This window comes from Rhodocytophaga aerolata (assembly GCF_030503435.1).
In the GTDB taxonomy this organism is placed as follows: domain Bacteria; phylum Bacteroidota; class Bacteroidia; order Cytophagales; family 172606-1; genus Rhodocytophaga; species Rhodocytophaga aerolata.
In genome coordinates, this window is the sequence record NZ_JAUKPO010000051.1 from 1 (window position 1) to 24369 (window position 24369).

General features: G+C 38.5%; 30 protein-coding genes. 2 read left to right on the forward strand and 28 right to left on the reverse strand.

Translation table 11 applies throughout. The features are described 5' to 3' along the window. Positions 1-262: 262 nt before the first annotated feature. The gene (locus Q0590_RS33670; RefSeq protein ID WP_302042071.1) at positions 263-457 is read left to right on the forward strand and encodes a hypothetical protein; all 195 of its coding nucleotides are present in this window, start codon (positions 263-265) and stop codon (positions 455-457) included. A 223-nt stretch (positions 458-680) separates the two neighbouring features. On the opposite strand, the gene Q0590_RS33675 is transcribed toward Q0590_RS33670, so the two are convergent. The 23 genes from Q0590_RS33675 to Q0590_RS33785 form a co-directional block, all read right to left on the reverse strand. Continuing rightward, positions 681-944, reverse strand: coding sequence for a hypothetical protein (locus Q0590_RS33675; protein ID WP_302042072.1), 264 nt, complete (start codon positions 942-944; stop codon positions 681-683). 36 nt (positions 945-980) lie between these two features. After that, positions 981-1391 (reverse strand): hypothetical protein, encoded by a 411-nt coding sequence (locus Q0590_RS33680; RefSeq protein WP_302042073.1) that lies wholly within the window; start codon positions 1389-1391, stop codon positions 981-983. Positions 1392-1531: 140 nt separating this feature from the next. Next, positions 1532-1822, reverse strand: coding sequence for a hypothetical protein (locus Q0590_RS33685; protein ID WP_302042074.1), 291 nt, complete (start codon positions 1820-1822; stop codon positions 1532-1534). Positions 1823-1989: 167 nt separating this feature from the next. Continuing rightward, complete coding sequence (locus Q0590_RS33690; RefSeq protein WP_302042075.1) at positions 1990-2223, reverse strand: hypothetical protein; 234 nt, start codon at positions 2221-2223, stop codon at positions 1990-1992. 132 nt (positions 2224-2355) lie between these two features. Next, positions 2356-2847 (reverse strand): helix-turn-helix domain-containing protein, encoded by a 492-nt coding sequence (locus Q0590_RS33695; protein WP_302042076.1) that lies wholly within the window; start codon positions 2845-2847, stop codon positions 2356-2358. A 174-nt stretch (positions 2848-3021) separates the two neighbouring features. Further along, entirely contained in the window at positions 3022-3672 is a 651-nt protein-coding gene (locus Q0590_RS33700) for a hypothetical protein (protein ID WP_302042077.1), read from the reverse strand. An 869-nt stretch (positions 3673-4541) separates the two neighbouring features. Then, a complete protein-coding gene (locus Q0590_RS33705) occupies positions 4542-5087 on the reverse strand; it encodes a helix-turn-helix domain-containing protein (protein ID WP_302042078.1) in 546 nt (181 codons plus the stop codon). Between the two features lie 394 nt (positions 5088-5481). After that, positions 5482-6441: a GlxA family transcriptional regulator gene (locus tag Q0590_RS33710; RefSeq protein WP_302042079.1), complete on the reverse strand. Its 960-nt coding sequence runs from the start codon at positions 6439-6441 to the stop codon at positions 5482-5484. Between the two features lie 96 nt (positions 6442-6537). After that, positions 6538-7860: a multicopper oxidase family protein gene (locus Q0590_RS33715; RefSeq protein WP_302042080.1), complete on the reverse strand. Its 1323-nt coding sequence runs from the start codon at positions 7858-7860 to the stop codon at positions 6538-6540. A 517-nt stretch (positions 7861-8377) separates the two neighbouring features. Further along, complete coding sequence (locus tag Q0590_RS33720; protein WP_302042081.1) at positions 8378-9049, reverse strand: YHS domain-containing protein; 672 nt, start codon at positions 9047-9049, stop codon at positions 8378-8380. Between the two features lie 1216 nt (positions 9050-10265). Further along, positions 10266-11021, reverse strand: a complete 756-nt coding sequence (locus Q0590_RS33725; RefSeq protein WP_302042082.1) for a hypothetical protein — start codon at positions 11019-11021, stop codon at positions 10266-10268. A 122-nt stretch (positions 11022-11143) separates the two neighbouring features. After that, entirely contained in the window at positions 11144-11746 is a 603-nt protein-coding gene (locus Q0590_RS33730; RefSeq protein WP_302042083.1) for a hypothetical protein, read from the reverse strand. 141 nt (positions 11747-11887) lie between these two features. Further along, the gene (locus Q0590_RS33735) at positions 11888-12361 is read right to left on the reverse strand and encodes a hypothetical protein (RefSeq protein WP_302042084.1); all 474 of its coding nucleotides are present in this window, start codon (positions 12359-12361) and stop codon (positions 11888-11890) included. Between the two features lie 131 nt (positions 12362-12492). Beyond that, a complete protein-coding gene (locus Q0590_RS33740; RefSeq protein ID WP_302042085.1) occupies positions 12493-12963 on the reverse strand; it encodes a hypothetical protein in 471 nt (156 codons plus the stop codon). Between the two features lie 494 nt (positions 12964-13457). Beyond that, positions 13458-14096, reverse strand: coding sequence for a porin family protein (locus tag Q0590_RS33745; RefSeq protein ID WP_302042086.1), 639 nt, complete (start codon positions 14094-14096; stop codon positions 13458-13460). A gap of 130 nt (positions 14097-14226) precedes the next feature. Continuing rightward, entirely contained in the window at positions 14227-14898 is a 672-nt protein-coding gene (locus Q0590_RS33750) for a hypothetical protein (protein ID WP_302042087.1), read from the reverse strand. Positions 14899-14994: 96 nt separating this feature from the next. Further along, positions 14995-15477, reverse strand: coding sequence for a hypothetical protein (locus Q0590_RS33755; protein WP_302042088.1), 483 nt, complete (start codon positions 15475-15477; stop codon positions 14995-14997). A gap of 609 nt (positions 15478-16086) precedes the next feature. Continuing rightward, the gene (locus tag Q0590_RS33760; protein WP_302042089.1) at positions 16087-16491 is read right to left on the reverse strand and encodes an Imm51 family immunity protein; all 405 of its coding nucleotides are present in this window, start codon (positions 16489-16491) and stop codon (positions 16087-16089) included. A gap of 64 nt (positions 16492-16555) precedes the next feature. Further along, entirely contained in the window at positions 16556-17107 is a 552-nt protein-coding gene (locus Q0590_RS33765) for an STM3941 family protein (protein WP_302042090.1), read from the reverse strand. A gap of 115 nt (positions 17108-17222) precedes the next feature. Next, a complete protein-coding gene (locus Q0590_RS33770) occupies positions 17223-17672 on the reverse strand; it encodes an RDD family protein (RefSeq protein ID WP_302042091.1) in 450 nt (149 codons plus the stop codon). A 110-nt stretch (positions 17673-17782) separates the two neighbouring features. Continuing rightward, positions 17783-18415, reverse strand: a complete 633-nt coding sequence (locus tag Q0590_RS33775) for a hypothetical protein (protein WP_302042092.1) — start codon at positions 18413-18415, stop codon at positions 17783-17785. Between the two features lie 117 nt (positions 18416-18532). Further along, positions 18533-18994 carry a DUF4262 domain-containing protein gene (locus tag Q0590_RS33780; RefSeq protein WP_302042093.1) on the reverse strand — a complete coding sequence of 154 codons (462 nt, stop codon included), beginning with the start codon at positions 18992-18994 and terminating at the stop codon, positions 18533-18535. 111 nt (positions 18995-19105) lie between these two features. After that, positions 19106-19576, reverse strand: a complete 471-nt coding sequence (locus Q0590_RS33785; protein ID WP_302042094.1) for a hypothetical protein — start codon at positions 19574-19576, stop codon at positions 19106-19108. A 561-nt stretch (positions 19577-20137) separates the two neighbouring features. Between Q0590_RS33785 and ltrA the strand changes: the two genes are divergently transcribed. Further along, entirely contained in the window at positions 20138-21598 is a 1461-nt protein-coding gene (ltrA, locus tag Q0590_RS33790) for a group II intron reverse transcriptase/maturase (RefSeq protein ID WP_302042095.1), read from the forward strand. On the opposite strand, the gene Q0590_RS33795 is transcribed toward ltrA, so the two are convergent. From Q0590_RS33795 to Q0590_RS33815, 5 genes are all read right to left on the reverse strand, one after another. Then, positions 21579-22184 (reverse strand): hypothetical protein, encoded by a 606-nt coding sequence (locus tag Q0590_RS33795; RefSeq protein WP_302042096.1) that lies wholly within the window; start codon positions 22182-22184, stop codon positions 21579-21581. The genes ltrA and Q0590_RS33795 overlap by 20 nt on opposite strands. 115 nt (positions 22185-22299) lie before the next feature. Further along, positions 22300-22884, reverse strand: coding sequence for a hypothetical protein (locus Q0590_RS33800; protein WP_302042097.1), 585 nt, complete (start codon positions 22882-22884; stop codon positions 22300-22302). A gap of 131 nt (positions 22885-23015) precedes the next feature. Next, a complete protein-coding gene (locus Q0590_RS33805) occupies positions 23016-23399 on the reverse strand; it encodes a hypothetical protein (protein ID WP_302042098.1) in 384 nt (127 codons plus the stop codon). A 156-nt stretch (positions 23400-23555) separates the two neighbouring features. Beyond that, positions 23556-23840, reverse strand: coding sequence for a hypothetical protein (locus Q0590_RS33810; RefSeq protein WP_302042099.1), 285 nt, complete (start codon positions 23838-23840; stop codon positions 23556-23558). A 110-nt stretch (positions 23841-23950) separates the two neighbouring features. Next, positions 23951-24292 (reverse strand): hypothetical protein, encoded by a 342-nt coding sequence (locus tag Q0590_RS33815; protein ID WP_302042100.1) that lies wholly within the window; start codon positions 24290-24292, stop codon positions 23951-23953. Positions 24293-24369 lie beyond the last annotated feature (77 nt).

The window sequence follows — 24369 nt, forward strand, 5'->3', positions numbered from 1 at the left end:
TACCCTATGGCTGCCTAATGTTGCACCGGCTAATCCATAGTTCACGTTAAGTTAAACTACTTTATTAGGTGTTGTTACCAAAAAATAGGCCATTAGTATCTAGGGTAAAAATGTTATGGCATGTAGCAATTGTGGGTATGAAAAGATGATCAAGAATGGCCTTGTTCGAGGTCTGCAGCGTTACCAATGTAAAGGGTGTGAATATAACCGTACAGTTACTCACAAGTCCACTGCCGTTAGTGCTCCTATCAAGCAACAGGCTTTGAATAGGTATTTGGAAGGATTAGGTTTTAGAGCTATTACACGGGTATTAAAAGTAAGTCACGTGAGTGTCTACCGATGGATTAAAGCTAGGGGTCAGCAAGCAGCACCAGTAGAAAGGCCTTCTACAATTGAGGTGGTAGAAACAGATGAATTGCATACCTATATTGGCCATAAAAAAACTATTGTTGGGTGAAGCTCATACTGCATGCGGGGAAGCAGCTGTTCATATACCCTTGAAAGGTTCTGCTGACCCCTTATCTTTGCTTCGGAAGGGGGAAGTGGGAACAGATTAACTACACTTTAGGGCACTTTCGTCCTACAGAATACGTATGGCTATAGCTAGATGGTAGCTTAAAAAAATCCTATTAATATGCTTGACTTTCTAATAGAACGTAATGTTGGTGGCTGTTTTTATTTTAAAACTTTTTAAAACTAAAATTTTTGACTGCATACACCGAATAACTACTTGTTCTAAACCCAATAAGATTCCCTGTGATAGTTTGCAGAGCATAATTTCCAATAAACTGCTCATTAATGAAATAATACAACTGCTTATCAACCTTACGAATAGTGAGCTTATTGTAATCATTTACTTTTATAGCTGCAAATTCAAAAGGAAAGGTGGTTATCCAATCTTTATAATAGCCAACTTGCTGAATGGAAGGATAGTTAGCTAGCATGATGTAGTTGATGTTTTCATTAAAGTCATTAAATCCCTAGGTAAACATTAAGTATGCCCTTGTACTGTCATAATTATTGTTAGGCCTGTTTTTAATAAACTTAACTTCGGTTTCCAGTTCGAAATTCTTTACCAACTTAAGTGAATCATAAGAAATAGAAAGCTCAACAAGAGAACCATTGCCTGACATAATTAATCCTTCCCCAGGTTGCAACACTCTTCGGCTATAGGGGGATGTGTCTACATTCTCTTTAAATGAAGTATCAATCCAATTCCATCTATTCCTATTATCTATGAAAGAGTCAAGTATAATTACTTCCTTTAGCTGCGGATAAATACTGGCGTATACTTTATAGTTTCGTTGTAGAATAATTTCTTCAGAATTATCCTTTTTACAAGCATTAAAGAGAAGGATGAATAAAGCATACAGTAAAAATCTCTTTGTCATTGTCTTAAATTATATTAATTGCCACCAACGTACCACAGCTTCCCTTCAGCGAGCCCTTGTGTTCAGGTTGTGCTTGGAATGGGCTGCTGATAGGCTGAAGCAAGTGTTGCCTGCTGGCCTTTTTCCTTTATTCTGTGAGGTTAATCTGCGTAAGCCATTAATCCACTTTTTTGACTCACTGCTTTCTCCAAGATAGCTAAAAAAGTGATAACAGATTTCTCTTTAGTTGGTTGCTTCTTCAATTGGGTAAACTTTTGCTTTACCTGCCCGCTGCTCCAACGGAAATCCCTGTAATAGTCAAATCTTTCTTCAATGATCTTTTTACGCTGCAAATCTTCAAAAGCCTGCTCGTTTAAACTTCCTGCAAATTCAAATCCTGCCTTATTGCTAGAATTTGACTGTTCATCTTTGATCAAATAGAAATCGAGCATCTGTTCTTAGCTATTTAGGCTTGCAGGCAAGGGGTCAAACACCTACGTAACCCATGGCCTGTAGATGGGGTGATGCGCTTGGGCGGACTGATTGACGTGAGGTGTGGTGTGCTCGTTGCACAACACTTCTAATACTAAAAAGTTGTTAATGGTAAATCAACCAGAGATTAAAAGGATAGGAACTTTGGACAGATAAGTGCTTCCTTAACCTCTTCCGAGGATGAGCAAGATGCTATTACTCTCCCTGATTTGTCTTTATCCTGCTTTGAATCCAGCACATACAGGATAGAATATTTTTCATCTGAATCGTAATATTGCTCAGGTAAGCGGATAGATATTTTATAATTGCGTCCCGTTTCCACCGAAGAAATGGTAAACTCTTCCAGCAGTTTGGGATCCACGGCCTCTCTTTTGCAGCTGGCAAAGATGGCCACTGTTAGTAAAATAAGTATTGTTTCATTTTAGAGTGATTTGGTTTATGCAAGTATGTGTCGCAGATACATTTACCCTGTCTGATGAGGTGTAATGATTAGTTATTTAGAAAACTCTTGAAGTTTTTTGAAATAAGATGGGGTCATTCCTGTGATTGCCTTAAAGTCTCTAGAGAGGTGGGTAACACGGCTATAGCCTACCTTACTGGCAATTTCTGTCAGGGAACAATTTGTATGCCTTACTAAATATCGAGCTTTCTCTATCCGCTTAGCTAGCAAATAGTTTTCTAGCTTGATAGCTTCCGTGTCGTAAAATAGTCTGCTTACTAAGACATAATCTACTCCCAGTTTTTGGGGAAGCAAACAAGCAAGATTGCCTGTAGCAGATGATCCATCTACCCAATCATTTTCTACAAATTGTTTTACTTGACTAATGATCGTAGATTCTTGAGCTGTTAAAATTTCAAATCCTTGTGCTCTGAGCATTTGCTCTATCTTCTCTAAGGAGGTATCACTTTTTTCTTCATAGCATACCTCTCCAATTTTTATATAACGTAAGGCAATGTTTTGGCTCAAAAAGATATCTTTTACCATTTGTATACAACGCCTACAGGCCATTCCTTTTATTTTAATTATCTGTTCCATACGTAAAGTACTTTAAGGGCGTAAAGATCTTGCCTGGTGACAAGCAAGCTTTTATTTCTTTTGGCAAATCTTTATTCAATGAAAATCTAGTATACCTACCTAATTTTTAGTTCGCTGCTATGGTTAAAACCAGCCAGGTGTACATGCGATATTATCCTCCAGGCAACAACATTGGGGGTTTCTGTTTTTTAAATAGGGACTCGTGCAATTCCACCAATTAGCCCCGCCTTCTTCTGAATGGGTAAAGCCAAAGGTATGTTCTATCTCTAAAGACGTATGTGTGCTTTCTTTTGGGTCAATAATAATCCCCTTGCCGTTGATCAGGGAGATGTTGCCTATAAATTGGAAGCCTGCTTTTCTAATACCTTGCTTGGAAACTTTGTTTTCAGGGGCATGCATGATCCAGAACCAATCACTTGTTTGTCCTTCGCTAGAGAGTATGCTTTGAAGCAGACGTGGATAGATTCCTAACCCCCGGAAGCTAAAAAGGGTACTAAAATTCCACAAATAGCGATGTCCTACCGGGAGGGTGAATTCATGATTTAGCTCTCCAATTCTGGCTTTATCCATAGCCATCCATCCAAAAGCAGCCGGTATTCCATAAAGAAACGCCACATACGCTTTATTCTCATTGGCTAAGCGGCAGGTGACTTCTTGTAAGGAAATTTCTCCCTTGATCGATAGCTGTAGCGGATCATTTACCTGTTTAATTTCCAGTCCTAGGATAGTAGAAAGGGGAAGCAATTTATCTTGCTTAGAAAAAGCATATAACATGTGTCGGAAGAGTTAGATAGATATAAAGGATGGTAGATACTACTATACCTGAAAGTGGTTACTAATAAAGGTGGATCGATGGGTTAGATGACTGGAAAAAAATCTCTCCTACTCTTGGATCTAGCATCATATAGAGAACTTTGTATTTGCAAATAGAAAATGATCTTTGTCCTGTTAGCATCACATATAAAGATACTTGCTTTTACTTGGTAAGTAACCTTTTTCCCTTTTGGTGTTTTTGATGAGGATTTATTTGGCAGCCTTTGAGGATGAGTTTTCTGAATACCGAGTTATGTAAGGAGTAGTAAAGTAGATAATAGCTTTACGAACAAAGGATGAGGTATACTGTTGATTATCTACCATTGGCTTTCTTATAGCTGTTTCCTTTTGCGATTGAGCCGTAACAAAGATGAGAGCAATATAGGCTGGAAGAAAAAGGTAATGAATGCTTGTTACTAATTTCTTCAATAGTGTTTTTATGCATAAGAATTTCATGGTATAATAGGATTAAATGTGATAGAAAAGTAAGCTTACCATACTAGTAAGCTTACTAGTATGGTAATTAGCTACAGCACTCGCAGCCACAGCTACAATTAGTACCGTTGCAGGCATCCCCGCATGTACATACCTCACATGTACAGGATGGATTACTACAGTTATTTTCCTGTGAAATATTCACTTTTTCAACTTTAAGATTTTTCATCGTTTTAAAATTTTGTTTTGTTGTTTAATTACTATGCAAAGATAAAGGGGAGGAAGTGGTGATCTATTCTATAATCTTGTGATAGATTTACATAATTATGTGATTGTTGAGTTTGATGATTAAATCAATCTTGTACTTTTTATATGTATGGGTATACCCCTGGTACTTATACATTATCGAGTGCTTTGAGCTTGTTTTCTCCTGATTTCTTGAATTGAGAGGGAGTTAGGCCTGTCGTTTTTTTGAACTGTGTGGAAAGATGGGCTACACTGCTATACTCTAGCTGGTAGGCTATCTCGGAGAGGGAAAGCTCATCAAATACTAACAACTCCTTTACTTTTTCTGTCCGCTGCTCAATAAAGTACTTTTCAATGGTACGGCCTTCGGCAGCAGAGAAAAGACTACTTAAGTAGAAGTAATCAAGATGCAACTTGTCTGTTAAATAATAGGAAAGTTTTTGTTTTTTTTCACCTGGAGAAACTTCATTTCTTGCTAGTTCCAAAATAAGCTTTTTGCTCTTTTCAATAAGTTGGTTCAGGCGATTGTCGATAAGTTCAAGACCTATTTCTTGCAGATGCTTCCCTAATTCTTGTTTCTTGCCTTCTCCCAGCTCATTGCTCAGATGGATTTCACCTACATTTACTTTGTCATATGCTATAGCAAGCTCTTTTAAAATACGCTCTACATACAACACGCATCTGTTGCAAACCATGTTCTTTACATGAAGTATCATCGATATATTAATTAAAAGTAATTTTACTAAGTATTCCCACTGAATGAGGAATTTGGCGTTAGGCTTAGATACCCTATTGCTCACCCATGTATTTTTTACTCAACCAAGTTGGCCTGTGAATAATATTCTGATAGATTATGATTAAAAGCCTTTGCTTTAATCTAAGGACCCTATATTTCAAAAAAGGAGTAGCTTTTTCATGAAGTACACACGAGAGTAAGTGTAAAGAGCAGGTCTACCTTGAGTGGCATCAGGCTTTGTAGAAACAGCAGACAGTTGTATAATAAACTATAAGCCTTTTAGCTAAAGCTTCATGCTTATCTATTTATTTTAGCCAATCTACTTTTTGGCAGTACGTAAAAAAGCTCATGTTTTACTCCTTTAGATCACTATAGAGTGGAGCAGGCACGCTTTTCTTCTTTTCCTGAAGTATCCGTTGCAGTTGCCTGGAAGTTTTAAATCCACATTGACTGGCAATGTAGTCTAAGGTATAGGTTGGATTATTTAAAAGTGTAGTGGCTTTTTCAAGCCTAAGTTGCGTAAGATATTCTAAAATAGTTATTCCCGTTTTTTCTTTAAACACCCGGCTTAAGTTCCGTGGGCTCATGGCTACAAGTTCTGCTAAGGAATCTATATCATTCTCTTCCGTTAAATGTTCAATCAGATAATCCTGCACCTGATGAACTTGTGGATGAATATGGTTTCTATAATCCAGGTAGATAGACTGCTGATTGTGACTATGACTTCTGCGGTGATAAACGACCAGGCTCCGGGCTACTTTATGTGTGAATAAAGGGCCTTTCAAGTCTTCCAGAATGGACAAAGATAGATCAATTCCGGCACTTACACCGGCACTCGTGTACACATGGTTGTTCTTTACATACAATACATCGGCTAATACTTTTGCTCTCGGAAACCTTGCTTGTAGTCGTTCAATCCTTCTCCAATGTGTTGTACATTCCAGGTTATCTAATAATCCGGCTTCGCCAAGGGCAAAGGCTGCATTGCATATGGAACAAACCGTGACTTTCTTTTCAACACAGGTTTTTAGCCAATCAAAAAATTTTCTTTCTGCCCGGAAGGATATGCTTTCTATATAGGTAAATTCCATGCCTGCCATAAATACATAATCTCCTTCCGTGAGCTGAGCTTCGCTAAAATCTTTCAGAGGTCCAAAAGGCAGGCCGGCGCTACATCTTGGATCCTGTTGGAAGCAGTAGAATTCCAGGCTCAAGTCATATCCGTAGTATTTAGCTTCTGAAAAAACTTGTACCGGCCCTGCAAGATCTAGTAGTTGCACAGTGGGTGGAATAATGAAAGCAATCTTTTTCATGGCTGTTTTAGCACTCCTTTAAAGATAAACAATCTACAAAGAAAAGTAAACCTTAATCGCTTAAAAAGGAATAGGTGAATCCATGGAAGTTAAATCCTAATGGCTATGGCATGAGCTTCTGGAAGTAACATAGGGCGTTGCTGCGTCAATGACTTCAAAACTAGCCATCATCCCTGCTGCATGATGTTCAAGTATGTGACAGTGGTACATCCATTTTCCTGGACGATTGTCAGGCATCCAGGCTATCTTTACTTTGGTTCTCGGGGTCAGATTGATGGTATCTTTCCAGGCTTTATACGCAGGTGCTTTTCCATTGATTTCCAGTACCTGAAAAAAGAAGCCATGCAGGTGAAAAGGATGGTCCATCAGGCTTACATTATCAATCTCCCATACCTGCAACTCACCCACCTTTACAGGCTCATCGAGCACGTGCAGGCCATTATTAATCAGAAAATTCATTCCGTTTTTCAGGCTAGGACCTACAGAAAATTTCACCTTCCGGTTGATGGCTGCCTCTTGTGGTGCTAAAGGCTCAATCACCCGTAAGAATGGGGGAATGTTGGCAACCGATGGTTTTGCCTCCAGCACTTTCACGCTGGCAAAGGTTTCTTTTTTTGGTCTTAGGAAAGTAGACCGGCTATAAGACAAAGAATCAATAGGAATTATTTCTCCCTCCTTAAATGGCCCAACCATAATATCGAGTCTTTCTCCAGGGGTAATTAACGCCTCCCTCACAACTACTGGTTGTTCAATCAGTCCTCCATCCGATCCGATAATTTTAAATTCTCTTCCACCTAAATAGAGTTTAAAATACCTGGCAGAAGAAGCGTTAATGAATCGCCATCTTTCCATTTGCCTGGCATGCATGTGTAGCAGAGAATCCACTTTTCCATTAATCAAGAGAGTATCTCCTTGCCTTCCATCATGTTTTTCAATCAGCCGAGGCAATGCCCAGGATGGCTTTGTAAACTCAAAATTAGCCGTTAGTTTCATGTCATCGATCATAAATATTTTTTCTTCATCGACGACTGGGTCTAGTTCATCTTCCACAACGATAGCCCCATACATCCCTCTTTCCATCTGCACGGTTTCATTGTGATGGGAATGATACCAAAAGCTGCCGGCGTCCTCTACCTGGAAGCGGTATTCAAACTCCTCTCCTGGCGCTACAGGTTTTTGCACTTCGCCTGTACCATCCATAGAAGCTGGCACTCGGATGCCATGCCAATGAATCATGGTAGATTCTGAAAGACTGTTTTTCAATCTAACAACCAGCGTATCTCCTTTTCTGGCTTTGATGATAGGGCCAGGAACCTGCTTATTGAACCCCCATGCCTGGATGGTTTTACCCTCAGCAATCTCCCATTCAAACTGGGAAGCCTCAAACTGGTACTCGACAATGTTGCTTTGCTTTTTCATATTTTTTTTCAAGTTTTGGTGAACAAATTTTCTACATCAAAATTGAAAAAGATCTATGACTTCTGCCGGACAAGAAGATGTCAAAAACGGACAATGTTATAATACATATGGAGTATATAATATATAATTAATTGCCTCCAGTTTTATAATCAGTGCGGATGTTGCAAGATTTGAATAAGATTAAAAGTCATTTACCTGTAGAAAAAAGGGCTAATGCATTCACTCATCTTTATGATATCGTATAACAGAGATGTTTTTTCAAATTATAAGTAATAGCAGCGATGCATATTATTTTAGCATCACCTCTCTTTTCTTAAATTAACGATAATTAAAATCAACAACACAACCGAATTAGACAAGAGAAAATAAAAATTTAATTTTGCTAAAAACATAAACTATGGCAATGCCCCCTCGAATCAGCAGACTTGTATTGACAAGCTGTGTTACATTTTCAGTTGGTTGGCTTGGTGCAGTTAGTGTGCTCCCTTTCTATAATAAGGCAACTCCTAAACTAGACTCAACTATCAACAGTTTCATCTTCATGCGCTGAAGCGAAGTCTTTAGGCGAAGAGGTAAAAAGAGTTTGGCACTCGCCAGAACAGAAATAATACATCTTCCCTTCATGCTGACAATGAATAGCTTGGTTGGGCAAGACAAGCATTCTACAGACCGGATCAATATGTGGAGGTAGTAAGTGGGATTCAGCCTTAATTTTAAAAAGTTCTACCTTAGTTCTCAAGTTCTTAAATGATATCTCTCCCAAAAATGTAAACTCTATACTCGATACCTCTGCTACTTCTTTAATGATGGAGGCAGAACAAAGTATTTGTCCTCCTTTAGAGAAAGAAGCTATTCTGGACGCGAGATTGATGGCTGTTCCAAAAATAGAGCCGTTCCGTTCTAACAGATCCCCTATATGCATTCCAGCATGGATGGCTAGAAAGTTATCTTCTTCCTTTGCAAGCTGATGCATTCTAAGCGCTGTTTCCACTAAGTCTAGGGCTGTTTCTGCTACAATAACTACCTCATCCCCGACACGTTCCACAAGCCTGCTTGATCCTGTCAATGAATTATTTACTATTTGGAGATACTTATCCACTATCTGGGCGGCGGAAAAGCTTCCATGTGCTTCGGTTAAAGCAGTATAGCCGGCCAAGTCTGCTACTAATATGGCTAGTTTTCTTTCCATAACCTGCTTTTCTAATTTAATAAATGTAGTGTTGTTACTTTATTTTTTTTAGAAATTAGAATAATTTCCTGAATTTTCACAATACTTAAAACTTAAATATTAGTTGCCCTGAAGTTTTAGAATTAGTATCACAGGATAAATTTTCTAAGTAAAAATATTTAAGAATTGTCTACTCCTGCTTTCTTTAGGATATATTAGATTGGAATTAGTATTTTAGTACCTCCCCTTTTGTGCTCAAGTAGGGATAATGACGCATGTGCCCTTTCAACACCATTGCCTAAAATAGTGAGAATAGGTTCTTTTTCTCGATTTGCATGTTGATTATCATAAATGGCTGCCTACTTGATTCCAAACGCTGAATTTGCTATGTGCCAATAAATCCTGTTGCGCCAGTACGCAAATCCTTTCACCCTTTCCTTCTGTCCAATAATTTCGGAATAGAAATATTGTTTTCTGGGAGTGGTTTGTACCCAATCATTAAAGAAATAAAAAGCTGTTTTATATCACAAGTTAGCTATACCCTCTTTCAGTGATTGGCTGATTAGGCTTAACATGGGAAAATGAACATTTATTAAAGTTAATAGCGAAAAGCCCAAAAACACCCCTTTTAGATTAAAAAAAACATCTTCCAAAAATCTCAGCAAATCGGCTACAGAGAAATTTCAAAAACAGAAAACCGCCTAATTTCGCAAATTAAGCGGTTTTTGAAGTGATTCCGTTTGGATTCGAACCAAAGACCTACTGCTTAGAAGGCAGGCGTCAGTGTATTGTCAATCAGTCAGTTATATTACTCAGGTCTCATATAGGTCTCGAAATTTAATTTTTAAAACACCCTTTTTACCTCCTTTCGCTATGAAAAATAATTCACTTAAATTTAGCTCGGCAAGCATTTTGTACAAGCCATGCTCCTTATAGCATCTACTCCCCTCCTACTTTTCATTTAGTCAAAATAGCAAGTTCATCTATATGAGAAAGGTCTAGCTTTAAACCCTGATTGTCAATGAATGGCTGTAAAAAGTTGTACCACGTACTCGATCCTTTTAAGCTACAACTACTCTATTAAACGGTATAAATTGTGGTACAAGCCCTAACGTAAAAATAGAATAATATCCTATATGCATGCGGCTGGTTCAAAAAGGAATGTTTGTTTGCACTTATACTGCAGCGCCAGATGGTGAGAACATTGCCAGAAGCTGGGCTATATTTTCACTCGTCTTTATTCATACGTTAATTTCAGCGTTCTTCCCCAATTATACTTTATTTCTACCGGGTAATGATCCAAATTGTATTTGTATGTAGCTACACAAGGCCGGCAAATTAAATCGAGATTCCCATAATAGTCCTTCCAATTCATGGCTGTTACATTATTTTCGCTCCAGCTGACCGGGTCAGTTATGCTCAATGGAAGCCCTTTTTTATAGTTTACTTTGTTGTCATAAGTATAAAAATATTCATAATGCAACTCCCCCTTTCCATTGTAATGGTCTGTTCTTTCAATATTATTTTTATTCCAGTAGTATTTTTCAATGGATGTATACTCTTTGGTTGGGACCAAATACGTTGATTTTTGTGACACCTTATTCCCGCTATCATAGTCAAACTCGTAAATCCATGTCAAGGCTAAATCCTCACCCGCGTTTATGGAGAAATTGTACACTTTCTGAATGGATCCGGTAGGATTGTAAATGATGGAGTCCTGAAAAATGAGTTCATTGACATCCATGCTATAGGTGGCAACCTTTTGGATTTTGCCATTCTGATAGGTTAGCTCATATCTTCTACCTGATAAGCGTAAATCTTCAACTGTATTCAGTCTACTATCCGGGGAATAAGAGTAGTTCTCAACCCAACTCTCATCTTTATTAGTATAGGCTACAGAAAGCAATTTTGTCCCGGAAGATTTGCTCAATTCATCCTCCAATGAACAAGCCATCAAGCAAATGACAAAAGGCAGAATAGGTAGTATTCTCATTTTTTATTTCTTTTATAATGACTGAGCGTGGACAAGCCCTTCCCGTAAACTGCTCCTGTTGTGGTGGAGCCTTGCGGTGAGGCAAGGCCGGTTAACGGTGAATGGGGCGTTGGGCACTGTATTCATTTATGCTTTAATTTCTGGATCACTTTGAGTAATGCTTCTCTATTCTTGGCTGATTTGATGAATTGAGGTAGTTTTTCAACCATGGTAGTATATCTACGATTATTCCTTTCTCTGAGCTTTGCCTCAATATATTGCTCCAAATATTCCAAGTGTTGATAATTGTATGCCCACAAGGTATGATCTTTATAAGGGGCATTGTACCACAGTTCAAGCCCTAAAAAGGGGTCAGTCGCTTGGGCTGTTCTTAGCAAACGCAAGTGTTGGGTATAGGTCGGCTGATAGCTTTGTGTATCACCGCAGTCAGGACAGCGAACCAGAATCGCCTGTTTTTTCGAAGTTACGTTTGGCATATGAATACTAATGCGATGCGCACAACTATTACAGTACACCTTTAAACTCATATCCAATACTGTATTGTTCGTTGCATAATGATGACAACAGGTAGGACAATGAAAAACAGTTTGAAAAGTTTTTTTGTTTGTTTTTACTTCAGCTCTGTTTTGACAACTGGGACACTTAACTAATACGCTTTCACTAAAATGGCTTGAGATCAAGTTTTGATCTTTAAATCTGCCTCGATATATCTTTATTGCTTCCATATCATTTCATATTGTGCCCATGGTGGACACCGCTTTACGCCGCCATGCCTTTTTGCTGAGGTTTTGCGCTTTTGCAGGCTGGTGGACGGCTTAGCCGATGTTGTGGGTAGTTCTTACTACAACTCTTAATTTATTCGTCCTTCAATGTTGTTCAATCCAAAACTCATAAGCCGTACTATCATGTCTGAATTTGATTACCATAAAGTTCGGGTCAATCATTGACCAGCCAACTGGGTAAAACATTAGTGTGTCTGGTTGTCCATATGTCTTCATCCAATCATTAATGTTTTTAAGCGCCCTTTCCTGATTTTCTTTTCTAAAGTTTACGGAGTCAGTTAAGGAGAGCGAGTCAGGGAACTCAATTCCCTTTGGAATTCTGTTTTCAATTTTTTCTGAATATGGTTGGCCTAACAGGATTAAAATTGAGTCTCTATGTACCCCAGGTTTCAAATAATTTTCAAATAAATCCTTTGTCATTCCCGCTCTTGGATTGTTTGTGTTTGTCATATCGCTGTTCGATAACCAGACACTTTTGTTAAATTTATCATTGTTGTAATTAGTCGAACAGCCTTCTAACATTGCCAAGAGAACAAACATTAACATTAGAATTCTCATAGTTTCTTATCTATTTTATCTATCAATTATGGCCAACGTAATAAGAATACTCGCATACCCTTGGCTCATACTGAGGTCTGTGCGTTTGTGCCAGGGTTGGCGAAAGTATTTGATGTTGTATGCCGCTCTTTTTATTTTATAAACAATTCAGCTTGTAATTTTCTGTTATCCTGAGATAATGTAAAACTGACAGCCCAAGTAAATTCTCTATCAAATATCGCCATTATTGTATCTCCACTTTGATCTGCTCGGTCACAACTTAAATAGTTGACTGTAAAGGAGAGCCAATCCTGCTTAATATCTAAAAAGCCAATACCAATATAATCATTGATGGCTTGGTCAATCACGTTGATTCGGTACCAAATGGGTTTAGTTGGTAGGCCGCCAACAAGACACTTGCTTTCAATAAAGCTGATGACGGTGGCAAATTCAGTCTTTACTTTTGTCATCTCGACTAAAACCGGTGCTTTTAAATCCACAGAAATTGCTTTATCAAATTCTCTTCTACCTAATTTACTTAAATCAATTCCGTTATCATCAACTACATAAGTGTCTGTAATATTGATTGCATGATCACTGAATAACTTTATATCGTTTATCATTTCGTTTTCTTAATGGCATATGTAATCAAAAATCCTCTCTTATCGGCCTTTTGTGCTTTGGCCTGTGCTGAGCATAAGGCGGTTGTCGCCGGATTTGGTGTTGTCAGTACGTGCTTTTCCTTCTTTGTATCCATACGTATCCTCCTACCACAATCAGCCATGTTAATCTACAATCAATTACTAAGTTTTCTACATTCCAGCCATGATTGGGGCCATCATTGCCTCGCAAATAAAATTGATCATAATATAAAAATGGAAATCCAATCTCTATGCTATAGTTAAAAGATTTAAATAGAATTGATTTTAGAACTGTCAGAAAAGAAACTGACCAAAAAATCAATATGGATAATACCGTTCCTTTTACTATTTGCTTTAACAATCTCTTTTACTTTATTTTATCATTACTGTAGCAAACATTCCCGCAACGATTGCCTACAGCTGTGGATTTGCGCTGGAGCGGCATAGTTGGCGGCTGAATGTAGCGTTTTGTGCTGTTATTTTCCATTTAACAAATAGAACACTCCAACTTGTAAAACTCTGTTCCTTCCATCTTTAGCCATTGTAAAAGGATTGCCATTTTCATCGGTAAGGGGGATTTCTTTAGATACTGCTGTAAATCCATAATTATACCTTAGTTCTACGCCAAATTTGGGGCTCAAATTGTAGGCTGCACCTAAGTCAACTCCAATATCTATTTTATTGTATTGATCTGTTGTTTTAAAGATGAGTCCTTGAGTTTTTAATATTGCACTCCTTAGTAATCCAAATTCCGGACCTAAAAGAATAGTTAGCTTTTCTATAGGCTTATATCCTACTAAGAGAGGAATATTTATGTAATGTAGATTTACCCTACCTGAACTATTTGTCTGATATTCACGAGACTGCCAACCTTTCATAGAATAGAGTAATTCAGGTCTAACTAATATTTTATCCTTTATACCAATATGGGCTAGTAGACCTGCATTAAAACTTAATTTAGGATTTTGTTCAACGCCTGCAAATAGATAATCTTTAAATTTAACATTGCTCAAGTTTGCTCCTGTTTTTAAGCCAATTATCACTTGGCTATAGCTAACTTGACTAATGAAAGTCATTAAATAGATAAAGAGGATAGACTTAATTAATTGTCTCATAAATTATTGTTAATACTTTATAGCCCATAATGGAACAGGAACCTACACATACTCTTGTTTTATGCTTAGGTTTTAGCGTTGGAAGCACAGTTGATACTAGGTTTTGTGTTATGCACTGTTTTTATACTCTTTAATGATATGTCATTTTGGGTGTTCGATACTCTCCTATCAACCTAAGAGAATCAAGCTTTAGCTGAATATATATATCACCATAGCCCCATTTTTCTTTATAACTTTCTTTATAGGTGATCCTCCAATATAAGCTATCTGTCGCTTTCTCATATTCTAAGTCCACACACATAGACTTGGTATTGAGTTTATGTTTCTTCCCATACTGCAATGCAAAATCGTGTACTTCTTTAATGGAAGCAAATTCATATTTTTCTACTCGTTCGCTAGGCCAATTCATACTTAATACTTGCCCATAAGTATCTAAATCTACATTCAGGTAATAAGCTTGTATACCAAGGGTCGTATCGGATAAGACAAAGATTAAATCGTATTTAGGGATAATTCTACCGGAAGGAAGACTGCTTGCGAAATGATTCTCTAAGTCTACTACCTGGCCATCTACAAAGCTTAGTTTATCGTAGAGTGGTTTGCCTAATTTTTCTGTCAATACAACCCTCAGTGTTCGTTGAATTTTCTCAGGTAAGGAACTAAGTGAAGTGACTTGTTTTGCCCAATAGCCATGATTGCTTCGGACAATATAGGATTCTTGTTTAACCTCAAAGGTTTGACCATATAAAGCTTTGATGCTTAATAAAAATGTCACCCAGATCAGTCTAAACTTCTTATTCATCTTATATAGTGCATAATGACTCAAGCACCCCCACAACCGTTGCGACTGAGCTAAGCGTCTGCAATGAGGCGAGCCCGGTAGTTGGCGGGTGTGGTGTTAACTTTCGTTATTAATCCAATCTATCATTTCTTGTTGAATATCCTTATAAGCTATTTCCTTAGACATTAAACGCCACTGTAATTTTTCAGCGATTACTTCCAAAGTAGTTTCTTTAAATGGAAATATCCAATGCTCATACCGATTGAGAAAGTCAGTGGCTGGCCACTTCTGTTGGTTCTGTATTTCAAGTTGGCGAATCCAATCCGAATACTTGACCTGTGAAATATTATATCCATCAAAACCATACTTAGTAAGTGGATGCATTGGGGAGGCTTCATCATTGGGATAGCCATATTTGTACTGTAAGCAATGCTTGGTATAGAATAGAGCCCATCCACAAGGATGCCATACTCCATCAGTATGAGGAGCCGTTGCCCAAAAACCAAATATAAGTCGATTCATATCCCCTATCACTAGCGGATCTGTTACAGACTCGGCTCTAAATGGCAACTTTGCTTCTAGTACTTTGACTTCTTGCATGTTTTCTTTAATGAAGGCTAACGTACCAAAGGCAACTGGAGACCGGTCCCGCTGCGGTAAGGCTTTGCGGTTTAAAGAGCCGGTAACGGCTTGCCTGGTGTTATCAGATTTTATTTAATTTTTCCTATTGATCTAAAATATTCTATTATGTTCTTTTCAACTTGTTCAGGTGAGCTCTTTCCATGATTAGTAATAAAATGCCTTATGTAAGCTACGTGGCCTGCTGTACAAAATCCAAAGTTGTTACGACCCAAAATTTGCATAATCTTCCACCCCCTGAGGTCTCTCTTTGGGGGTGATTTAAATAAATGGCCCATGTCGGTTGCTTTTGTTTTACAGTCAGGACAAATCACCTCTTCTGGTTGGGGTACAGACCTAACCCTTGTAAACGATTTCCGACAAGTAAAGCAAGCCCATTTGCTTCTATAGTTGAGTGTACCCGGAATCAGTTCAATTGCTTGATGAGCTTCATTCCATTCGTATCTTGGCATATTTCTTAATTTCTGATAATGAACATCGCTAACTGACGCCGCGCCTTCCTACTTGGGCTATATGTGTCAGCAGGCCGGTGGAAAGCTTAGCCGATGTTAGGCGTTCGTCTTTTTGTTTTTAAGAATATTTAGTTCTGATTTCTTCTAAGTTTTCTTTTATTATTTTCTTGAAAGCCTTCTTGCTAGTACACAATTTCTGGATTAATGCTGCAATCTCATGCTGGTTTTCTTCTGTGTCAGCGTAAGCTACAAAGGTGCTCATTTCTGTATCAAATGATACGATATTATCAATAAGCTCTGCCTTTCCATATTCCAAATATGCAAGAATGATAGTTTCTAAAATATAACCACTTACATCCAAATCAAACTCCTCTAGAATTTCCACGAATTCATCGTCAAAGTCGGCTTCCACAGTAATGGTATAAAAAGTTGTAGGAACACCATTACGGAATCCATCATTTTTTACCATTTCTACTGGCTCGTATTGGTCGTCATATTCTGTATCTTCGATTATTTCTTTCATTCTTATATCAGACATAATGTATCAAGGGCCTACGCATACCGTACTGCTGTGGTCAGGCAATGCGCTAGGGCAAGGCCGGTTGGCGTTTAGGTCCGGTGTTAGGCAATCTCTTTAATAGTTCTTCTCTTTTTGATTTGTCTGCCTGAGCCATAGCCAGTATGAACTCCATCAATTTTACTTCGTCAACTTTTACCTGCCCAAGGGAAATGTTCAACTCCTGAAAGCCCATTCCTTTGCTGATATTTTTCAACCCTTTGTAAAGTTTACTCTTGTTCTGCGATGGCTCCAACCTTTCATCAACTACTAAACAGATGAATTTTTGACCGTGTACGTCAGCTAAGTAAGCATCCTGAATAATTTCCCAATTAATAAAATCTCGATGCGTGGTACGGTCAAAAATGCCAACAGTATTAATAATAATCTGTGGTCTTCGATCCAGTAACTGGTACAACCCTGCTGGATAGCCTAGTCCAAAAAAACCAATATTTAGCCACCCCACCCAAGCAGGAGCATCTGTAGAAGTAATAAGCCATATTCCACCAATAACAAAAATGGAACACAGCAAAATAAGCTTGAGTACTTTTAAAGGGGATTTATATAGTTTAAACTCTTTCATTCTTGATATTGCCTAATGATGTAATGGCCCGACAGCTGCCGCAAACCGTAGCCTTTGCTAAGCATTGCGCTTGGGAGGCGAGGTTGACGGTCAGAAGGGTGTTAGCACACGTTTCTTATCTTCTTTTTACAATGGTCTTCGTCATTAAATCGTGTAATCCTTGATGTTTTTTATTCATATCTATCATCCAAGCGCCTATAATTGTCAAAGCTGATAAAACTTTCAAAAAGGCTCTACAAAGTGCTTTTAGAAAAGATATTCTATTCCGATCTTCATCCCCAACTTTTAAACCTAAAAAATACTTTCCCAATGTTGATTGATATCTTGACGACTCTAAAATTCCTGAATATACTATAAAGATAAGCAGGTAAACTCCGTTACTTATAATTTTAGGCAATTCTATATTCAAGATGTTGAGACATATGATAATAATCCAAAAAATTGTATAGTTGATTAGCAATGAGTCTAACCATAAAGCTAAAACTCTTAACCAAAACTGGTTCTCGAGTTTATGCCTTATCCCAGTCCTTTCAAACTTTATAGTTCTTATTTGAGGATGATTCATTCTTGATGTGTGCTAATGAACATAGCTAACTGACGACGTGCCTTTTCGCTTTGGCTTTGCGCACCAGCAGGCCGGTGGAAAGCTTAGCCGATGTTGGGCGTAGTTATTTGTCATCTCTGTGTATCTTCTTCTATATTCAATTCATCTGGTATCTCTACTATCTCAGGCTGTGGAATCACAGGAGGTAGAGAAAACAGAATTGTATCATTAGTAACCTTATTAACAAAATCTTCTAATTGAACTTCCTTATCATTTTTGTCATTGACTTTACGAATTGTATTCAAATTGAGTATATATCTTCCATGAGCGTGTTCCCTATAAATTACCCCAAAGTTTTCTGCAAACAATACAACAGGCCCACCAATGGGAGAAAAAGGAGCATAGTCAATGTAAATTTTATAGATAGTAATTTTTGTATCTTGAAAATCAAAGCTTCTGCTATTTAGTAATTCAATGTGATAATTTTGATTCTTGATTAGAGTTTGTCCATTTTTGAATAGGTGGATGTTTACTGCTATTAGCGAATCAATATAGTATTGCTTTTTAAATTCGACTCCTGCGTCATAATATCCATTAAACTCCTCACTGTTTCTACTCTTCTTACTGATGAGTTTTATTGTATCACTTTTTATCAATGTGTCAGAGCCTGTCCATTTCCAAGTTCTCAACTCATAATTATAAGGAGCAGTTTTTTGACAAGCAAGAAAAGTTAAGAAGCCGTAAATTAAAATCTTATGTTTCATCTAACCTTTCATTATTACGCCCAACGTATCAATACTTCCCGGCGGCAAGCCCTCGTGCTAAGCCTATGCTTTGGAATGGGCTGCTGATCGGGTGAAGTTCGTGTTGGGTGCCGGTCTTTATCTGTTCTCTTTATTTAGTATCGGTTGTAGGTCTTTTATTCCTTCGGGCCACTCCTTCTGCCAAGGATATACTCCTTTAATTGTGGGATAGATACACTGCAATAAGGGAAAGTCCTCCCCTTTGTAATACCACAGATTGTACCCAACATAGTCTCTGTAATACTGTTTATCTACTTTCACCATCAGACATTGGTAGTTGTCTAAAATATCATCATAATAATGATCTGCTTCATATTGCTTACCGCTTCTGATTTCCTCGCCAATGTTGTTAATCAGAATATGCATTAAGTCAAACTTAAGCCCAATTATGATTATTTCAGGATGATTGAAAGTTGTATACAATCCAACAGAATAACCAAAGCCCGGGCCTGTCTCATCCCCTCCCACCAATACTACATGCCATCCGTGTTGTTCTATATCGGATAGCAATTTTTTGTCTCCTTTTGTTAGTTCTGTCATATTTTTACTGGCACCTAACGTAACATGGCTTCCCGTATACCAAGCTTTTTGTGCTAGAGCCTTGCGTTGGGATAAAGCTGGTTAGCGGTCGAAGCTGATGTTATGCTGTCGTTATTTCTCTAATTCTATCACATTCGATAAGTAGAATACCAAGTCATCGGTCAGGATGAGTAGTCCCTTATAATACTCGGCTTCAATGCGATTGCCGCCTATTTCTTTATGAGTGATCCCTTTGGTACTGATTTCCTCCTTAAGTTGTTTTAACCATTGATCGACAATAGTCCCTTCCTCTTGCCGGTATAAATCAAGTGTGATTAAGTCACCCTCTTTTTGGTGTAATTCATCAGCTTCTTTTCTGCGAAACAGTTCAATGAGGACATCATAAATTTCATCATTGGGTATTTCAAGTCTTTCTGTCCCCTTAGAAGCACTATATTTTATTGTCAATCTACCTTTATTCGTTGGCTCAACTTCAATTTTATTCGAACCTCCTTCTAACCGCACTACCTCTCTATCATACTGAATGGTATAATGATATTTTTCGGCAAGCACTCGAATATTCTTCTTGGTTTGGTGGTACATCTCTTTAATGCAGCATAATGTAACAAGCGCTGACGCATACCGGGGCTGATTGCGGTTGAGCTCTGCGGTGAGGCAGGGCGGGTTGTCGTATCAGCAGGGTGTGTGTGCCCAGTATGGGCATCTGGTATCGAAGATACCATAATATTCCAGAGGGTGCAAGTCCCTTACAAGCGAGTTGGTGAAGCTTGTTAGCAAGTCGCAAGGTGGTTTGTCGCGAGATATGCACTGAAGAAAGCGAAACTGCAAAATCCGGTCCTGACAAACAGGAACGGCATAGGAGGCCAGGTATGGTGGGTAAGCAAGCACACCTTTGCAAAGCCCTTGACCAACAAACCATATTTGGTAGATGCCGCAGGAATTGGAGGAAGGAATATGCTCTTACCTGGGGAGATCTCCTTGTGTCGAGTACGCCAAGGAGAAGTCAGCAGAGACCATAGTAGCTTTAAGAAACAAGCTGCCATAGAGAGGCAGAGGTCTCACAGACAAGGTGAAGGGTTGAACGTTAAGTTGCTGCAAATGTGGTCAGGAGGTTCAGATTAAGAGTTTGCCAGCCTACCTTAAATGCAGCAGAGAAAACTACAAGTAGTAGTAAAGATGATTGAGAAAGTAACAAACCGTAAGAATCTGCTCAAAGCCTACCATCAGGTGTTGTCCAATAAAGGGGCAGCAGGCGTAGATGGGATGGGCGTAAAAGCGCTAGCTGCACACCTGAAAGAAAACGGGCAGCAGCTAGTGGAGTCGGTTTGTGCGGGCAGTTATCTGCCTCAACCCATCTTAGGGGTAGCCATACCCAAAGCCAATGGTAAAAAGCGCCTCTTAGGCATGCCTACCGTTACTGAAAGATGGCTCCAACAGGCCGTCCATCAAGTGATAGCTCCCTTGTTTGAGCTTGACTTCAAAGAACACAGCTATGGCTTCCGGCCAAATCGCAATGCACAGCAGGCAGTAAAACAAGCACAAGCCTACATCCATGAAGGCTACAGGGCTATTTTAGATATAGACCTGCAAAACTTCTTTGATGAAGTAGACCATTGTCTGCTCTTGCAGCTTGTCTACCGCAAGGTCAAATGCCCACTTACCCTACGGCTGATCCGCAAATGGCTCAGGGCTCCCATCCTCATCGATGGCAAGCTGACCAGGCGCAGAAAAGGCGTTCCACAAGGTAGCCCACTTTCTCCCTTGCTATCCAATATCTTCTTACATGAACTGGATAGCTTTCTGGAAAAGAACAAACTCCGCTATGTGCGTTATGCCGATGATGCAAGCATTTATGCTAAAACCCCTTACCTGGCACAAAGAGCAGCCAAAGCGATCTCTCTTTTCTTGGAGGGAAAACTCAAGCTGATCATCAACCGGGAAAAGAGTGGTATACGCAAACCGGCTGAGTTTGAAATCCTGGGCTACAAATTTGTGCCTTCTTTCAAGAAGGGGGAAAAGGGCAAATACCTGCTGACCGTGAGTGAGAAAAGCTGGCACAAGTTCAAAGAGAATCTCAAGTCCATCACCAGGAAAACAACACCAAAATCCTTTGAGATGCGCATGCAAGCCTTGAAAGAAGTCCAAAGAGGATGGCTCAATTACTTCCGTTTAGGTAGTATCTATGGCAAACTCCGAGACCTGGACGGCTGGCTGCGCAACAGAATCCGGTATTGTATCTGGCATGACTGGAAGAAACCTGAACGGAGAAGAAAGAATTTTATTCGTTTAGGTATTTCTCAAGATCAGGCCTATGCCTGGAGCAGGACGAGAATGGGTGGATGGGCAGTTGCTCAAAGTCCCATGCTCAACACGACTATCACCCTGGAACGACTGAGAAAAAGAGGCTACCAAACCATGCTCGACTACTACTTGAAAGTAGCTCCACAATTTAACGAACCGCTGTATAGGGAAATGAGCACGCGAGTGCGACATTTCCGGGCGAAGCCCCTACGTACAGTGGTGTGTGAGGTGCTCCCCGGCAACTTTTGTTGTCGGGGCCGCCTACACGATTCTCGGCTGCCCTTTATTTTAAGTAAGGATTAGGAAAATATTTGATTACCTCTCTAGCTTGATTCTGCTTTATTTGATTTTCAATTTCTTGTCTGAACTGCTGCTGCTCATATATCTTTTCGGCTTCCATGTCAGAATTATATACTCGATTTCTGCCAAAAAGAAATACATCATTATGGTCCGCAACAAAGCCCCAATTTAAGGTCCTATCCCACACGGCTTGGTCAGAAAAGAATAATCCATCCCAAAATTTAATCACCATTTTCCAGGTCAGTACAAATCCAGTACTGGGTTGAAAGGCTATAAATACCTTTTGAGAAAAGGGTATCCCTCTTTGATAAAGCCATTTCTTAATTTCTTTGTCTGTCTTATCCCCGATATAGAAACTCTCGTTGTGTTGAAAGAACTGCTGGGTAAAAAACTCCTCAGAAAAGATTTTAAATTGAACTTGCGCATTCCATAAATACACGGAAGCTTCCTCGTCCAAGGGGAATATTTGCGCTTTGTATTCCTCCCTGAGATGATTGTTCTGTTCCTCATCCAAAAACATCCATTTCAAAGGATGTTCCTCTAAAGGAATAGTAAACCGCTCAATATTTTCTAAGCTTATCTTTTTCATTTTCTGGTTGCCGAGAATGGGCCAATGCTTCCCGACGGCGGTCCTACTGCGATGGAGCCTAGCGCTGAGATAAGGCCGCTGATCGGATGAAGCAGGTGTTAACACCATTCATTTGTTATTTCAATTTATATATGTAGCCTAATGAGCCTTTTGTCATTTTTTCTTTGTAAAGGTCACCTACTTCAAAGGATCTATAAGTAGATGGTGTTACTTTAATTTCAATGGCTCTATTTAATTCTCTTGAATAGATTTCAAAATAATGTCTGGTTGTTCCGCTGCTTCGATGTTCATCTTTATCTATTATTTCGCCTGTTATGAAAATTTCTATTTGGGTACCTATAAATCTGTTGGTTAAACTCAATGTACTTTGTGCTATTAAGTAGTAGAATAGAGCGAAACCAGGAGCAGTAAATACAATTAGACTCAATAATTTAAGCCTACTAAGCCAACTTCTATCAATTCCTTTAATAACCAAGTAACTTTTTTCATTTAATGTTTGTAGAAAAAAAGCAGTTATCGTGGATATAATTGTTATGGGTAAAATAAGATTTTCTAAAATGAAGTTACTTATTGCAAATTCAGTATCACTATTAAATAAATCAAAGAAGATAGGAACAAATAATATTATGACTATCAAGGTCAGAGTCTTTCCAATTTTTCTTTTCCTAATGTAAAACCTTTCTATTGTTTGGGTTTTCATTTTAATTTTCAATTGGTGTTAATGGACATGGCTATACGTCAGCGTGCTTGTTAGCGTTGGAATTGTGCATCAGCAAGCCGCTGACTTATAGCTAATGTTCTGTGCCGTATTCTTATTCATTTTATTTATTATCACATCCTTTCAAAGGTGTATGAAAGTACTACATTAGGACTGGCTTTTCTAAGCAAAATAAATTTGTCATCTGAGTAATAAGTTGTTCGGTATTCTACGTCGTCCAAGTATATACGAGAACCTTTAAACATATATTTCCCTTTCTTGCGACCATTTCCTAATATAAACTGTCCATTATTAAATGTAGCTTGTTTATCTTCTTCCTGCATCAATTCTGCTTTACGGTCGAGAGAATCTAATTCATCAAAAGCATTATTATCAATGGCGGGAAGATTATGCTTTATTTTCCATTTACCTGTTATTATTTCTGCTGTGGATTTCTTTTGAGCTAAAGAAATCATTGGAAGAATCACAAAGCAAAGCACTATTAAGATTGGTCTCATCTATCGAACTAATTGTTAATTTTATTATATGGCACAGAATGTACCAATTATAACCGCAGCTGTTGCCCCTTGCTAGAGCTCTGCGGTTAAGCGGCACAGTTGTCGGAATTATATGGTGTTATGCACCGTCTTTTATCCTTTTTCTTTTATTCTTCTTTACAAATAATAGTCAATGCAAGTATAAATCAAACCTCCTAGCATTACGGCTACTAATGATGATAACAAAATTATTTTACCTGTTGTCTTATTGTTTTTTCTGTAGCTTTTTATCGATACTGCAATCAAACAAATTGTATACAGTACTAGGAAAAGAGCTTCTAGAAAAGGAAAAACTACAACTTCATGGCCACTCATGTTTGTAGAACCAATTCCTAAAATAACAGAAATCAATATGGCTACTGTTAAGATTGAGATGGCCATTATTTTATCTTTTCCTTCCATCTTTTATGGTGCATAATGGCTCAACCATTCCCGTAAACCAATCCTGTTGTGGTGGAGCCCTTCGGTGAGGAAAGGCTGGTTAACGGCGAATGGGGTGTTATGTCTCGTTTTTAATCCTTCTTTTCTTCTTCATCCAAAGAGTATTTCTCGTTTAAGTCGAGTATATGATACCCTTCGATTTGTTTATTGGATAGACTTACCACAATGGTGGCATATACATTTTCTATTCCGTAATTAAGCAAAATGTGTTCATAGCGTTTTCTGGGATGATGGTACACATAATGAATTTCAATATCCTCAATACTTGTATTTAAGCCTTCTTCCAAGATAATGTTCTCCACGTATTCTTTCAAGTTTACCTTTGAGGATTCATCATCCATCCCAAGTAGTTGCATAGGAGGCTCAAAGGTGTTATTAAACTCTGCTTCGCTTAATCTATGGATTTTAGTCAATTCTTAATCTAATTAAATGAGACATAACGGAGCATGACTATACGGCGGCGTGCCCTCATGCAATAGCTTTAAGCGTT

What these genes read in the sequence shown, in the direction of transcription:
- Q0590_RS33675 (WP_302042072.1), bottom strand. Translation starts at nt 944, where the DNA reads ATGCTAGCTAACTATCCTTCCATTCAGCAAGTTGGCTATTATAAAGAT.
- Q0590_RS33680 (WP_302042073.1), bottom strand. Translation starts at nt 1,391, where the DNA reads ATGACAAAGAGATTTTTACTGTATGCTTTATTCATCCTTCTCTTTAAT.
- Q0590_RS33685 (WP_302042074.1), bottom strand. Translation starts at nt 1,822, where the DNA reads ATGCTCGATTTCTATTTGATCAAAGATGAACAGTCAAATTCTAGCAAT.
- Q0590_RS33695 (WP_302042076.1), bottom strand. Translation starts at nt 2,847, where the DNA reads ATGGTAAAAGATATCTTTTTGAGCCAAAACATTGCCTTACGTTATATA.
- Q0590_RS33700 (WP_302042077.1), bottom strand. Translation starts at nt 3,672, where the DNA reads ATGTTATATGCTTTTTCTAAGCAAGATAAATTGCTTCCCCTTTCTACT.
- Q0590_RS33705 (WP_302042078.1), bottom strand. Translation starts at nt 5,087, where the DNA reads ATGGTTTGCAACAGATGCGTGTTGTATGTAGAGCGTATTTTAAAAGAG.
- Q0590_RS33710 (WP_302042079.1), bottom strand. Translation starts at nt 6,441, where the DNA reads ATGAAAAAGATTGCTTTCATTATTCCACCCACTGTGCAACTACTAGAT.
- Q0590_RS33715 (WP_302042080.1), bottom strand. Translation starts at nt 7,860, where the DNA reads ATGAAAAAGCAAAGCAACATTGTCGAGTACCAGTTTGAGGCTTCCCAG.
- Q0590_RS33720 (WP_302042081.1), bottom strand. Translation starts at nt 9,049, where the DNA reads ATGGAAAGAAAACTAGCCATATTAGTAGCAGACTTGGCCGGCTATACT.
- Q0590_RS33725 (WP_302042082.1), bottom strand. Translation starts at nt 11,021, where the DNA reads ATGAGAATACTACCTATTCTGCCTTTTGTCATTTGCTTGATGGCTTGT.
- Q0590_RS33730 (WP_302042083.1), bottom strand. Translation starts at nt 11,746, where the DNA reads ATGGAAGCAATAAAGATATATCGAGGCAGATTTAAAGATCAAAACTTG.
- Q0590_RS33735 (WP_302042084.1), bottom strand. Translation starts at nt 12,361, where the DNA reads ATGAGAATTCTAATGTTAATGTTTGTTCTCTTGGCAATGTTAGAAGGC.
- Q0590_RS33740 (WP_302042085.1), bottom strand. Translation starts at nt 12,963, where the DNA reads ATGATAAACGATATAAAGTTATTCAGTGATCATGCAATCAATATTACA.
- Q0590_RS33745 (WP_302042086.1), bottom strand. Translation starts at nt 14,096, where the DNA reads ATGAGACAATTAATTAAGTCTATCCTCTTTATCTATTTAATGACTTTC.
- Q0590_RS33750 (WP_302042087.1), bottom strand. Translation starts at nt 14,898, where the DNA reads ATGAATAAGAAGTTTAGACTGATCTGGGTGACATTTTTATTAAGCATC.
- Q0590_RS33755 (WP_302042088.1), bottom strand. Translation starts at nt 15,477, where the DNA reads ATGCAAGAAGTCAAAGTACTAGAAGCAAAGTTGCCATTTAGAGCCGAG.
- Q0590_RS33760 (WP_302042089.1), bottom strand. Translation starts at nt 16,491, where the DNA reads ATGAAAGAAATAATCGAAGATACAGAATATGACGACCAATACGAGCCA.
- Q0590_RS33765 (WP_302042090.1), bottom strand. Translation starts at nt 17,107, where the DNA reads ATGAAAGAGTTTAAACTATATAAATCCCCTTTAAAAGTACTCAAGCTT.
- Q0590_RS33770 (WP_302042091.1), bottom strand. Translation starts at nt 17,672, where the DNA reads ATGAATCATCCTCAAATAAGAACTATAAAGTTTGAAAGGACTGGGATA.
- Q0590_RS33775 (WP_302042092.1), bottom strand. Translation starts at nt 18,415, where the DNA reads ATGAAACATAAGATTTTAATTTACGGCTTCTTAACTTTTCTTGCTTGT.
- Q0590_RS33780 (WP_302042093.1), bottom strand. Translation starts at nt 18,994, where the DNA reads ATGACAGAACTAACAAAAGGAGACAAAAAATTGCTATCCGATATAGAA.
- Q0590_RS33785 (WP_302042094.1), bottom strand. Translation starts at nt 19,576, where the DNA reads ATGTACCACCAAACCAAGAAGAATATTCGAGTGCTTGCCGAAAAATAT.
- ltrA (WP_302042095.1), top strand. Translation starts at nt 20,138, where the DNA reads ATGCAGCAGAGAAAACTACAAGTAGTAGTAAAGATGATTGAGAAAGTA.
- Q0590_RS33795 (WP_302042096.1), bottom strand. Translation starts at nt 22,184, where the DNA reads ATGAAAAAGATAAGCTTAGAAAATATTGAGCGGTTTACTATTCCTTTA.
- Q0590_RS33800 (WP_302042097.1), bottom strand. Translation starts at nt 22,884, where the DNA reads ATGAAAACCCAAACAATAGAAAGGTTTTACATTAGGAAAAGAAAAATT.
- Q0590_RS33805 (WP_302042098.1), bottom strand. Translation starts at nt 23,399, where the DNA reads ATGAGACCAATCTTAATAGTGCTTTGCTTTGTGATTCTTCCAATGATT.
- Q0590_RS33810 (WP_302042099.1), bottom strand. Translation starts at nt 23,840, where the DNA reads ATGGAAGGAAAAGATAAAATAATGGCCATCTCAATCTTAACAGTAGCC.